This window comes from Streptomyces sp. NBC_00510 (assembly GCA_036013505.1).
GTDB lineage: Bacteria > Actinomycetota > Actinomycetes > Streptomycetales > Streptomycetaceae > Actinacidiphila.
In genome coordinates this window covers 6,539,567-6,551,932 of sequence record CP107851.1, presented here as the reverse complement: position 1 = coordinate 6,551,932, position 12,366 = coordinate 6,539,567, and the positions used below count along the sequence as shown (strand labels likewise).

Below are 12,366 nucleotides of genomic sequence, written 5' to 3'. Positions count from 1 at the left end.
TCGCTCAAGAGAGAGTTGAAAGCGTGCTCGTACTCGTCGCTCCCGGCCAGGGTGCCCAGGCCCCCGGCTTCCTGAACCCCTGGCTCGAACTCCCCGGTGTCGCCGACCGTCTCGCCGGTCTGTCCTCGACCGCCGGGCTCGACCTCGCCCACTTCGGCACCAAGGCCGAGGCCGAGGAGATCCGTGACACCGCCGTCGCCCAGCCCCTGCTGGTCGCGGCCGGCTTGGTCGCGGCGGAGCAGTTGTTCGGCGACCCGGCCGCCGCGCGTTCCGCGCTGGGCGCCGTGGCCGGTCACAGCGTCGGAGAGATCACGGCGGCGGCCGTCGGCGGCGTGCTGAGCGCGGAAGCGGCGATGACCTTCGTCCGCACCCGCAGCACCGCCATGGCCCAGGCCGCGGCCATCATCGAGACCGGCATGTCGGCCGTGCTCGGCGGCGACCCGGACCTGGTCGTCGCCCACCTGGGGAACCTCGGCCTCACCCCGGCGAACATCAACGGCGCCGGTCAGATCGTGGCGGCCGGCACGGCGAAGCAGCTCGCGGAGCTGACCGCGGACAAGCCGGAGAAGGCGCGGGTCATCCCGCTGAAGGTGGCGGGCGCGTTCCACACCCACCACATGGCCCCGGCCGTGGCCGTGCTGGAGGAACTGGCGCAGACGCTGCAGGTCTCCGACCCCGCGCTGCCGTACGTGTCCAACACCGACGGTGCGGTCGTCGCCTCCGGCGCCGAGATCGTCTCCCGCCTGGTGACGCAGGTGTCCAACCCGGTGCGCTGGGACCTGTGCATGGAGACCTTCAAGGACATGGGTGTCACCGCGATCATCGAGCTGGTTCCGGGTGGCACCCTGGTGGGCCTGGCCAAGCGCGCGCTGCCCGGCATCGCGACCCTGGCCCTGAAGACCCCGGACGACCTCGACGCCGCCCGCGCGATCGTGGCCGAGCACGGCCCCCAGGAATAAGGAGTCCCCCCAGACATGGCGAAGATCAGGCCCAGCAAGGGCTCCCCGTACGCGCGCATCATGGGCGTCGGCGGCTACCGGCCGACCCGGGTGGTGCCCAACGAGGTGATCCTGGAGACCATCGACTCCAGCGACGAGTGGATCCGCTCCCGCTCCGGCATCGCCTCCCGGCACTGGGCCGGCCCGGACGAGACGGTCGCCGAGATGTCGGTCATCGCGGCGGGCAAGGCCATCGCCGACGCGGGGATCTCGGCCGAGGACATCGGGGGCGTCATCGTCGCCACCGTCTCCCACTTCAAGCAGACCCCGGCCGTCGCGACCGAGATCGCGCACCGCATCGGCGCCGGCAAGCCGGCCGCGTTCGACATCTCGGCGGGTTGCGCGGGCTTCACGTACGCCGTGACCCTCGCCAAGGGCATGGTCACCGAGGGCAGCGCCAAGCACGTCCTGGTGATCGGCGTCGAACGGCTGAGCGACCTCACCGACAAGACGGACCGCGCCACCGCCTTCCTCTTCGGCGACGGCGCCGGCGCGGTCATCATCGGCCCGGCCGACGAGCCGGAGATCGGCCCGACCGTCTGGGGCTCGGAGGGCGACAAGTCCAACACCATCACCCAGACCGTGGCGTGGGACCGCTTCCGTGTGGGTGACGTCGCGCAGCTGCCGGTGGACGAGAACGGGGAGCTGAAGTTCCCCGCGATCACCCAGGAGGGCCAGACGGTCTTCCGCTGGGCGGTGTTCGAGATGGCCAAGGTGGCCCAGGAGGCGCTGGACGCCGCCGGGATCACCGCGGACGACCTGGACGTCTTCATCCCGCACCAGGCCAACATGCGCATCATCGACTCGATGATCAAGGCGCTCAAGCTGCCGGAGCACGTCGCGGTCGCCCGCGACATCGAGACCACCGGCAACACCTCCGCCGCGTCGATCCCGCTCGCGATGGAGCGCCTGCTCGCCACCGGACAGGCGAAGAGCGGCGACACGGCCCTGATCATCGGTTTCGGGGCGGGGCTCGTCTACGCCGCCACTGTCGTTACCCTCCCCTAGGCAACACTCACGCGGCGCGCACTCCCGCCCGCCGCAGCCCGTAGTAACCAGCACGAAGAAGGAGAGCGCCGCCATGGCCACCCAGGAAGAGATCGTCGAGGGTCTCGCGGAGATCGTGAACGAGATCGCCGGCATCCCGACCGAGGACGTCCAGCTGGACAAGTCCTTCACCGACGACCTGGACGTCGACTCGCTGTCCATGGTCGAGGTCGTCGTCGCCGCCGAGGAGCGCTTCGAGGTCAAGATCCCGGACGACGACGTCAAGCAGCTGAAGACCGTCGGCGACGCCGTCGACTACATCCTCAAGGCCCAGGGCTGAGCCTGAGCCACCCCTGGACGACGTGTCTGTCGCCCGCCCTTCTAGACGTGGAGAGACAATCCCTGTGAGCCCGACCAATCACACCGTGGTCGTCACCGGTATCGGCGCAACCACTCCGCTGGGCGGGGACAGCGCGTCGACCTGGGAGGGACTGATCGCCGGGCGTTCCGGCGTCACCCCCCTGAAGCAGGACTGGGCCGCCGAGCTCTCGGTGCGCATCGCCGCGCAGATCGCCGTGGAACCGCTGGAGATCCTGCCCCGCCCGGTCGCCCGCAAGCTGGACCGCTCGGCGCAGTTCGCGCTGATCGCCACCCGCGAGGCGTGGGCCGACGCGGGCTTCACCGCCAAGGCCGGTGAGGACAGCTCGGTCGACCCCGACCGCCTCGGCGCGGTCATCGCCTCCGGTATCGGCGGCGTCACCACGCTGCTCGACCAGTACGACAACCTCAAGGCGTCCGGCCCGCGCAAGGTGTCCCCGCACACCGTGCCGATGCTGATGCCCAACAGCCCCTCGGCCAACGTCGGCCTGGAGGTCAACGCCCGCGCCGGTGTCCACACCCCGGTCAGCGCCTGCGCCTCCGGTGCCGAGGCCGTCGGCTACGCGTACGAGATGATCCGCTCCGGCCGTGCCGACGTGGTCATCGCCGGCGGCACGGAAGCGGCCATCCACCCGCTGCCGATCGCGGCCTTCGCCAACATGATGGCGATGTCGAAGAACAACGACGACCCGCAGGGCGCCTCCCGCCCGTACGACAAGGGCCGCGACGGCTTCGTCCTCGGCGAGGGCGCGGGTGTCGTCGTCCTGGAGTCGGCCGAGCACGCCGCCAGGCGCGGGGCCCGGGTCTACGCCGAGGTGCTGGGCCAGGGCCTGTCGGCCGACGCCCACCACATCGCGCAGCCGGAGCCCACCGGCCGCGGCATCGCCGCCGCGCTGGAGCAGCTGATCGCCGCGACCGGCCTGGACCTGGCGCAGGTCGCGCACCTCAACGCGCACGCGACGTCCACCCCGCAGGGTGACGTCGCCGAGGTCAAGGCGCTCCGCAAGGTGCTCGGCGACCACCTCGACCACGTGGCCATCTCCGCCACCAAGTCGATGACCGGTCACCTCCTGGGCGGCGCGGGCGGCATCGAGACGGTCGCCACCGTCCTCGCCCTGCACCACCGGATCGCCCCGCCGACGATCAACATCGCGGACCTGGACGACGAGATCGACCCCGGTCTGGTCTCCACCGAGGCGCGGAAGCTGCCGGACGGCCCGATCGTGGCCATCAACAACTCCTTCGGCTTCGGCGGCCACAACGTCGTCCTGGCCCTCAAGGCCTGAGCCGTACCGCACCCCTGAGGGCCGGTCAGCCGCACGCGCGGCCGACCGGCCCTCGGTCGTCCCCGGGTCAGGGGCAGCCGACGACCTGCCCGGCCCAGGACAGCCCGCCGCCGAAACCGAGCAGCAGCACGGGCGCGCCGGGGGCGAGTTCGCCGCGCTCGACGAGCTTGGAGAAGGCGAGCGGCACGGAGGCGGCGGAGGTGTTGCCGGAGTCGACGACGTCCCGGGCCACCACCGCCTGCAGGGCGCCCAGTTGGCGTACGACGCCCTCGATGATCCGCAGGTTGGCCTGGTGCGTCACGATGCCCCCGAGGTCGCCGACGGCGACACCGGCGCGGGCACAGGCCTCCTCGGCGATCGGGGCGAGGGTCGTGGTGGCCCAGCGGAAGACCGCCTGGCCGTCCTGGGCGAAGCGGGGCTGCCAGGCGCCGGCCAGCCGTACGGCGTCGGCACGGGTGGGGTCCGAGCCCCACACGACGGGGCCGATGCCGGGGAGCGTCCCCGGGGCGGCATCGGCGGCGCTGACGACGGCCGCGCCCGCCCCGTCGCCCAGCAGGACGCAGGTGCTGCGGTCGCTCCAGTCGGTGAGGTCGGACATCTTCTCGGCGCCGATGACCAGCGCGTGCCGGGCGGCGCCGGCCCGCACGGAGTGGTCGGCGGCGGCGAGCGCGGTGGTGAAGCCCGCGCAGGCGTTGTTGAGGTCGTAGGAGGCGGGAGCCGTCATGCCGAGCCGGGCCGCGACCTGGGCGGCGGTGCTGGGGCAGCGGTCGACGGCGCTGGAGGTGGCCACGACGACCAGGTCGATGTCGGCGGCGTCCAGGCCCGCCGCGGCGAGCGCCTTGCCCGCCGCGGCGCTCGCCATGTCGGCGACCGTCTCGTCCTCGGCGGCGATGTGCCGGGTCGCGATGCCGGTGCGCTGCCGGATCCAGGCGTCGCTGGTGTCGACCATGGCGGCCAAGTCGTCGTTGGTGAGGACACGTTCCGGCTGGTGGTGGCCGAGGGCGGCGATGCGGGATGCAGTCATGGCCGGAACTATAGCGACCGATCGGTCGGACTCTAAATGGGGAGGGGTGGCTACGATGGCCCCATGAGCCCACGCAAGTCCGCCGCCGAGGCACGCCACACCCGCGAGCGGATCATCGAGCGCAGTGTCGCGGTCGCCTCCGTGGAGGGCCTGGAGGGCCTCACGATCGGCCGGCTCGCGACCGACCTCGGGATCAGCAAGTCCGGGCTGCTGGGCCACTTCGGTACCAAGGAGGCCCTGCAGATCGCCGCCCTGCGGCGGGCCTCGGAGATCTTCACCCGCGCCGTCTGGGTGCCCGCCGCGGGGGCCGCTCCCGGGCTCGCCCGGCTGACCGCGATCTGCGAGGCGTGGGTGACCTACCTGGACCGCGAACGCGAGGCCTTCCCCGGCGGCTGCCTGTTCACCGCCTCCGCCGTGGAGTTCGACGGCCGCGAGGGGCCGGTACGGAACGCGGTCGCCCGGCTCTACACCGTCTGGCGCCGCCGGCTGACCCGCGACATCCGGGCGGCCGTGGAACTCGGCGAACTGCCGCCCGGCACCGACCCGGAGCAACTGGTCTTCGAGCTGAACGGGATCTACTTCTCCCTCAACCACGCCGTCCAGCTCTTCGGCGACCGGACCGCCCCCGACCGCGCCCGGCGTGCGCTGCGGCGCGTGCTGAGCTGACGAATCAGCCCTTCGGGGGGATTGGCCGGGTCCCCCGGATGGGCCCGCACGGCGCCGCGCAGGATCTTGTCCATGAGCATCTGGCTGAGGGGGGCCGGCCTCGCGGCGGCCGCGGCACTGACGGTGCTGGGGACGGGGGCGGCCGGGGGGACGGCGTACGCGCATGATCCGCCGGGTCCACCGGGCCCGCCCGTGGTCCGGTTCCTGCCCGACGGCACCGTACGGGTGGAGACCGGCGGCGGCGCCGTCCGCGTGGAGACCCGCGACGGGGAGACGAGGGCCCGGGTCACCCACGGCGGGGACACCGTGGACGCGCGCACCGGCAGCGGCGGTTCGTCCGCGACCGTCCGGCGGCGGCACTGCCCCGCGTACGAGTCGACGGTGAACGCCCGCACGGACAGCGGCGGTTCTCGGGGCTCGGTGTCCTGGCGACACCCCTGCGGGCCGGCACCGCGGCCCACCCCCGCCCGTCCCGTGCGCCGCGCACCGGCCCCCACCCCCACCCCCACGCCCACTCCCACACCGACACCGACACCCACCCCGACGCCCACACCCACGCCGACCCCCACCCCGACGCACCGCGCGGAACTCCCGCCGGTCGCCTACCGCAAGGCGAGCCCGCCGCCCGCCCCCGACGGCCCGAGCATCGTCCATCTCATGCTGCTGGTCACCGCGCCCGCGGTCCTGTCCGCCGCCGCGCTCAAGCCCCGCTCCCAAGCCCGCTCACGGAGGTGATCGATGTCGGACTGGCTCGTCCTGGCCATCGCGATGGCCGCGGCCTGCGCGGTCGTCCTGACCATCGTGGCCATCAACCACCGTCGCATCGGAGACGACGACGACCCCTCGGAGACCCCCGACGTCATCGAGTACATGACGATGATGATCGGCGTGGTGTACGCCATCGTCCTCGGCCTCGCCATCGCCGGCGTGTGGGAGGCGCGCGGCGGCGCCGAGGACACGCTGCACCGCGAGACCCAGGCCCTGCACGAGGTGCGCCAGCGGGTGCAGGTCTACCCCGCCGCCGTCCGCGACCAGGTGCGCGCCGACGTGGACGCGTACGTCTCCTACGTCGCGCACACCGAGCTGCCCTACATGCTCAAGCACGGCGAGAACACCCAGCGCGGCTCGGAACTCCTCGGCAAGGTGCGCCGCGACGTGACCGACTTCGAGCCGCGCACCCCGCTGGCCAACCAGGCGTACCAGCCGGTCGTCGACCAGGTCGCGGCCGCCGACGACGCGCGCACGGCCCGCGGCGAGAACGCCGGGCCGACCATGCCGGGGGTGGTGTGGTTCGGCCTGGTCACCGGCGCCCTCGTCGCGGTGGGGCTGATCTTCAGCCTGCAGATCAGGCGCTCCCGGCGCGAACTGCTCCTCGCCGGGCTCTACAGCGCCCTGATCGCCTTCCTGCTCTTCCTCATCTGGGACCTGGACGCCCCCTTCGGCCGGGACGCCGCCGAGGCGGCGGCGTACTTCACCAGCCTCTTCCCGCACATCGGGTGATCACTTCTCGAAGCTCGCGAAGTACGAGGCCGCCATGTCCTCCCCGCCGTGCCCGAGCTCGGCCGCGCGGCGGAAGCGCTCGGCGCCGGCCGCGGCCACGTCGAGCCGGACCCCCACGGACTCCCCCGCCTCCACGATCAGGCGGGCGTCCTTCTCCGCGGTCCGCACGGCGAAGCTGGGGCTGAAGTCCCCGGCCAGGATCGACGCCCCCTTCGCCTGCAGGTAGCCCATGTCGAGGGGGCCGCCGGAGACGGCCTTGAGGAAGTCCGCGGCGTCCACGCCGAGGCCCTTCGCCAGTGCGAGGGCCTCGGCCGTGCCGTGGGTGACGGTCAGCACCCAGCTGTTGATCACCAGCTTCAGCCGGCTGGCCGCGCCCTCGGCCGCGTCCTCCCCCACCCACACGGTGCGGCTGCCGATCGCGTCGAAGACCGGCGCCACCGTCTGCCGGGCCTCCTGCGGCCCTGCGGCCAGCACCAGGAGCTGCCCGTTCTCCGCGGGCTGCCTGGTGCCCAGCACGGGCGAGTCGAGGAAGACGACGCCGTGCTCGCGGGCGAACCGCGCGAACGCCCCGAGGGCGCCCACGCCCGCGGTGGTGGACTGCGCCCACACCGCGCCCTTCCGCAGCGCCGGCGCCGCCTGCCGCATGGTCTCGAGGGCGGAGTCCGCGTCGTGCAGGATGGTCAGCACCACGTCGGCGCCGTCCACCGCCTCCGCGGGGGTGCCGGCGACGCGTGCGCCGTCCTTGCTGAGCGGCTGTGCCTTCTCCTTCGTACGGTTCCACACACGGACGTCGAGGCCGGCCCTGGCGAGGTTGCGGGCCATCGCGGCACCCATGATCCCGGTGCCCAGGACTGCTGCTGAGGTGGTGTCGGACATGACTGCCACGGTACGACGGACCAATCCGAATCGCTCGCGGCGCCGAATGCCGGACGCGAGACTTGTCCTCGACACACGGAATCGAACGCTGGAGGTGTGGTGAGGGAACCGCTGCGGTTCGGCAGGCCCGCACGGCAGGGGCCGGACCTCTCGGAGCTGCTGCTCGCCGTCGCGCGCGGCGACCAGGAGGCCTTCGCCCGGCTGTACGACGCCGTGAGCGGACCGGTGCTCGGACTGGTGCGCGGAGTGCTCAGGGACCCCGCCCAGTCGGAGGAGGTGACGCAGGAGGTGCTGGTGGAGGTGTGGCGCACCGCCGCCCGCTTCCGGCCGGAGAAGGGCAGCGCGATGACCTGGGTGATGACCCTGGCCCACCGCAGGGCCGTGGACCGGGTACGGTCCGCCAGCGCGGCGGCGGACCGCGAGCACAGGGCGGCGCTGCTGGAGCGCACCCCCGCGTACGACGAGGTGACCGAGCAGGTGGAGGCCCGGCTGGAGGCCGAACAGGTGCGGCGCTGCATGCGCACCCTCACCGAGGTGCAGCACCAGTCGGTGACCCTCGCCTACTACCGGGGGCTGACGTACCGGGAGGTGGCCGAGCTGCTGTCGCTTCCGCTGGGCACCGTCAAGACCCGGCTGCGGGACGGCCTGATCCGGCTGCGCGACTGCCTGGGGGTGACCGCGTGAGCACCGAGGCCGAGCTGCACACCCTCACCGGCGCCTACGCCGTCGACGCGCTGACGCGGCACGAGCGCGCGGAGTTCGAACGCCACCTCGCGGAGTGCGAGGCCTGCGCGCTGGAGGTGCGCGAGCTGGCCGCGACCGCCGCCCGCCTCGGGCTCGCCGCGGCCGAACCCGTCCCGCCCCGCATGAAGGACGACGTCATGCGGCTCATCGTCAACGTACGGCAGGAGCCGCCGTCGGTGCCCGAGCCGCCGCGCGCCGCGGCCCGCGCGATGCGCCGCCGCGCCTCGCAGCCAGCGCGGCGCCGCGTCCGCTTCGCCCTGGCGGCCTGCCTCGCCGCGGCAGCGGCCCTGGGCGGGGTCGCGGTCTGGCAGCAGCAACAGCTCGGCGACCTGCGCCAGGAGAACCAGCGGACCCAGGTCCAGGCGGAGCAGATCTCCCGGGTCCTGGCCGCGCCCGACGCCGTCACCACCTCCGCGAAGCTCGCGGGCGGCGCCAGCGGCACGGTCGTCATCTCCCGCAGCCAGGACCGCGCGGTCTTCTTCGCCCACGGCATGCCCGCGCTGAGCGGCAACCGGGTCTACCAGCTCTGGTACGCCGACGGCGGCACGATGCGCTCCGCGGGCCTCATGCCGAAGCCGTCCGGCGGCGACACGACCCAGGCCGTCCTCCTCCAGGGCACCGTCGACGGCGCCTCCGGCATGGGCATCACCGTCGAACCCGCCGGCGGCTCCCCGCAGCCGACCTCCGACCCCCTGGCCCTGATGAACTTCCCGGCCTGACGCCGCCGCGCCGCGCACCGCGCCGCACCCCGTCCGGTGCGGTGCGCGGGGGCGGGCCGCCCGGCCGGACAATCCGAAGGTCCTGGGCGGCCGCTGCGGCATGGGGCACCACGCCGGGGCTCCCGTCGTACCCCGGGGAGCCGCGCCCCCCCCGGGGGGCACGGCTTCGCCCGCGGCACGGCACCCAGGGCCCGCGACACGGCACCCCGGCCGGACCCCGGGCAGCGCCCGCCCCCGGGGACACCGCGCCCGCGGCTGCCCCGTGGCAACACCGCGATGAGGCAGCCGGCCGAGGGGACCGGGCGAGCCCCGCCCACGGGACACAGCCGTGCCCGAGCGCCCGGGGACGCCCCACACCGGCCACCCGGCCCAACGCACGGTCACACGGCCTCGCCTGCGGCTGCCCTGCGGCGCGGCCCGCCTCCCGAGGACCGGAAAGGCCTGGAGCCCCGGGAGAGCCCGGCCCCCATGGGGCGAGGGCCCCGCGCGGGGGCGCGCCGCCGTGGGGGCGCTCGCGAGGGCGTGGCTCCCCGGGTAACGCCCAGCGCTCGCGGGGCGCGGCGGGGCGCCTCACGCCGCGGTGGGAGGCGGCGCCATAGGCTCGCCGGGCGCGAATGCCGGCCAGGAGGAGTGCCCCGGACGTGACGACGACGTCGATCTGCCTGTTCACCGCCGATCTGCGGCTCCACGACAACCCGGTCCTGCGGGCCGCCCTCGACTCCGCGGAGCAGGTCGTCCCCCTGTTCGTGCTCGACGAGGCCATCGAGGCCGCGGGCTTCGCCGCCCCGAACCGCGCCGCGTTCCTCGCGGGCTGCCTCGCCGACCTGGACGAGCGGCTGCGCATGCGCGGCGGGCGGCTGGTGCTGCGCCACGGGGACGTGGTGCGCGAGACGTGCCGGGTCGCGGAGGAGACCGGCGCCGGGCAGGTGAACGTCGCCGCGGGGGTGAGCCGGTACGCCGCGCGGCGCGAGGAGCGGCTGCGGGAGGCCCTGGCAGCGGCGGGCCGCGAACTCCGGGTGCACGACGCCGTGCTGACCGCGGTGCCGCCCGGCGCGGTGACCCCGGCCGGGAAGGACAGCTTCGGGGTGTTCACGCCGTACTTCCGGCGCTGGGAGACCACGGATCTGCGCCACCCGCTGGGTGCGCCCCGCGTGGTCCGCGTCCCGGACGGCGTGGCGTCCCGGCCGCTCCCGGAGGCGCCCAAGGGCACGTCGCCCGGGCTGCCCGCGGGCGGGGAGACCGGGGCCCGCGAGCGCTGGCGGGCCTGGCGGGCTTCGGGGCTCGCCGCGTACGAGGACCGCCACGACGACCTCGCGGGCGACGCCACCTCGCGTCTGTCGCCGTACCTGCACTTCGGCTGCCTGTCGGCCACCGAGCTGGTCCGGCGCGCCCGCGAGGCCGGCGGGCCGGGCGCGGACGCGTTCGTGCGGCAGGTCGCGTGGCGGGAGTTCCACCACCAGGTGCTCGCCGCCCGCCCCGACGCCGCCTCCCGGGACCTGCGGCCGCGCGGTGACCGCTGGCGCGGTGACGGACCCGAGGCGGACGCGTGGCGCGAGGGCCGTACCGGCTACCCGCTGATCGACGCGGCGATGCGGCAGCTGCGGCACGAGGGCTGGATGCACAACCGGGCGCGGCTGCTGGCCGCGAGCTTCCTGACCAAGACGCTGTACGTGGACTGGCGGATCGGCGCCGCGCACTTCCTGGAACTGCTGGTGGACGGCGACATCGCCAACAACCAGCTGAACTGGCAGTGGGTGGCCGGCACCGGCACCGACACCCGCCCGAACCGGGTGCTCAACCCCCTGGTGCAGGCCCGCCGTTTCGACCCGGACGGCGCCTACGTGCGCCGCTGGGTGCCGGAGCTGGCGGAGGTGCGGGGCGGCGCCGTGCACCGCCCCTGGCGGCTCCCCGAGGACGAGCGGGCCGCCCTGGACTACCCCGCCCCCCTCGTCGACCTCGACGAGGCCCTCGCCCGCTTCCGCGGCGCCCGCGGCAAGTAGCCGCCCCGCGGGTCGACGGCCGCGGCGACGGCCCGGGGGCGTGAGCACCCGGGCCGCCCGCCCCGAGGCACACACGGCGGGCGGCACGCGGGCAGTCCCGCCCGCCGGGGGCCACCCCATCGCCCGCCTCGACGCGGCGCCCAACCCCGCCCACGCGGAACCACGCATCACCACCGCACCACGTGCCCCGCGGGTCGAGAACCGCGGCGGCGGTGGAGCCCCGGCGATCGACCGGCCCGGCGTCCTGCGCGCGGCCTGCCGGAGAAGTCCCGGGCTGCCGGCAACACCCCGCCCGCGCCCGGGGGCGTGGGCACCCGGGCCGCCTGCCCCGAGGCGCCACCGGCGGCACCGTCACGCCCCGCCCCGTCACCCCGGCGGAACGCCGGCGCGCCGGCGCGGGGGCCGGGGGAAGAAGCCGCTGGTGCGCGACGCGTAGGCGGCCCAGTCGGGGCGGTCCGCCATGTGCCGTTCCAGGAGGGCCTTCCCGCTGCCCCGGGTCAGCAGGTACGACATCAGCAGCGGGGACGCGACCGACACCGCGGCGGCCTGCCAGGCGTCGCAGGTCAGCGCGAACAGCCCCCACCAGACGCAGAAGTCGCCGAAGTAGTTGGGGTGCCGGGTCCAGCTCCACAGGCCGCGGTCCATGATGCTGCCCCGGTGCGCCGGGTCGGCCTTGAACCGGGCCAACTGGTGGTCACCGACGGCCTCGAAGAGCAGGCCGGTGAGCCAGAGCAGCGCGCCGACCGCGGCCGCCGGGCCGAGCGGCCCGGGGATGTACGAGGCGGCCTGGACGGGCAGCGAGACGACCAGGACGAGCGCGCCCTGCAGCAGGTACACCGCGCGGAGGGCGTAGGCGGCCCGGCTGCCGCGGGCCTTGGCCAGGAAGGCCTCGTAGCGGGGGTCCTCACCGTGGCCGCGGCCGCGGTGGGCGATGTGGACGGCCAGCCGCAGGCCCCACACGGCGGTCAGCGCGAGCACCAGCGCGCGGCGGGCCGGGTCGCCGTGTCCGGCGGACATGCCGTAGGCGGACCCGGCGACCGCGGTGAAGGCCACGCCCCAGGCGACGTCGACGTAGCGGTGCCTGCCGCGGGACAGGGCGAACGCGAAGGTGGCGAGCATGACGGCGAGCGCGGCCCCGGCCGCCACTGCCACGCCCACCCCGAAGGCGCCCCAGGGGAAGCCGTTCAC

At 74.7% G+C, this 12,366-nt stretch carries 13 protein-coding genes; 10 read left to right on the top strand and 3 right to left on the bottom strand.

The genetic code is table 11. From position 1 onward, the window contains the following. Positions 1–23 precede the first annotated feature (23 nt). From OG937_29510 to fabF, 4 genes are all read left to right on the top strand, one after another. Positions 24–959: an ACP S-malonyltransferase gene (locus OG937_29510; protein ID WUD75535.1), complete on the top strand. Its 936-nt coding sequence runs from the start codon at positions 24–26 to the stop codon at positions 957–959. Between the two features lie 15 nt (positions 960–974). After that, positions 975–2,006, top strand: coding sequence for a ketoacyl-ACP synthase III (locus OG937_29505; protein WUD75534.1), 1,032 nt, complete (start codon positions 975–977; stop codon positions 2,004–2,006). 73 nt (positions 2,007–2,079) lie between these two features. Then, complete coding sequence (locus OG937_29500; GenBank protein ID WUD75533.1) at positions 2,080–2,325, top strand: acyl carrier protein; 246 nt, start codon at positions 2,080–2,082, stop codon at positions 2,323–2,325. Between the two features lie 64 nt (positions 2,326–2,389). After that, entirely contained in the window at positions 2,390–3,649 is a 1,260-nt protein-coding gene (fabF, locus tag OG937_29495; GenBank protein WUD75532.1) for a beta-ketoacyl-ACP synthase II, read from the top strand. A gap of 67 nt (positions 3,650–3,716) precedes the next feature. On the opposite strand, the gene OG937_29490 is transcribed toward fabF, so the two are convergent. After that, a complete protein-coding gene (locus tag OG937_29490; GenBank protein ID WUD75531.1) occupies positions 3,717–4,673 on the bottom strand; it encodes a beta-ketoacyl-ACP synthase 3 in 957 nt (318 codons plus the stop codon). A 63-nt stretch (positions 4,674–4,736) separates the two neighbouring features. Here OG937_29490 and OG937_29485 point away from each other — a divergent pair, with 63 nt between their 5' ends. From OG937_29485 to OG937_29475, 3 genes are all read left to right on the top strand, one after another. Next, positions 4,737–5,339, top strand: a complete 603-nt coding sequence (locus OG937_29485; protein WUD75530.1) for a TetR/AcrR family transcriptional regulator — start codon at positions 4,737–4,739, stop codon at positions 5,337–5,339. Positions 5,340–5,411: 72 nt separating this feature from the next. Then, positions 5,412–6,074 (top strand): hypothetical protein, encoded by a 663-nt coding sequence (locus OG937_29480; protein ID WUD75529.1) that lies wholly within the window; start codon positions 5,412–5,414, stop codon positions 6,072–6,074. 3 nt (positions 6,075–6,077) lie between these two features. Continuing rightward, positions 6,078–6,839 carry a DUF4239 domain-containing protein gene (locus OG937_29475; GenBank protein ID WUD75528.1) on the top strand — a complete coding sequence of 254 codons (762 nt, stop codon included), beginning with the start codon at positions 6,078–6,080 and terminating at the stop codon, positions 6,837–6,839. Here OG937_29475 and OG937_29470 read toward each other — a convergent pair whose 3' ends face one another. Beyond that, positions 6,840–7,715 (bottom strand): NAD(P)-dependent oxidoreductase, encoded by an 876-nt coding sequence (locus tag OG937_29470; GenBank protein WUD75527.1) that lies wholly within the window; start codon positions 7,713–7,715, stop codon positions 6,840–6,842. A 99-nt stretch (positions 7,716–7,814) separates the two neighbouring features. Here OG937_29470 and OG937_29465 point away from each other — a divergent pair, with 99 nt between their 5' ends. From OG937_29465 to OG937_29455, 3 genes are all read left to right on the top strand, one after another. After that, on the top strand, positions 7,815–8,399 hold the full coding sequence (locus OG937_29465) for a sigma-70 family RNA polymerase sigma factor (protein ID WUD78925.1): 585 nt from the start codon (positions 7,815–7,817) through the stop codon (positions 8,397–8,399). After that, positions 8,396–9,178, top strand: coding sequence for an anti-sigma factor (locus tag OG937_29460; protein WUD75526.1), 783 nt, complete (start codon positions 8,396–8,398; stop codon positions 9,176–9,178). The genes OG937_29465 and OG937_29460 overlap by 4 nt, the downstream gene beginning before the upstream one ends. Before the next feature lie 641 nt (positions 9,179–9,819). Next, positions 9,820–11,178: a DNA photolyase family protein gene (locus OG937_29455; GenBank protein ID WUD75525.1), complete on the top strand. Its 1,359-nt coding sequence runs from the start codon at positions 9,820–9,822 to the stop codon at positions 11,176–11,178. 366 nt (positions 11,179–11,544) lie between these two features. On the opposite strand, the gene OG937_29450 is transcribed toward OG937_29455, so the two are convergent. Then, positions 11,545–12,366 (bottom strand): DUF1295 domain-containing protein, encoded by an 822-nt coding sequence (locus OG937_29450; protein WUD75524.1) that lies wholly within the window; start codon positions 12,364–12,366, stop codon positions 11,545–11,547.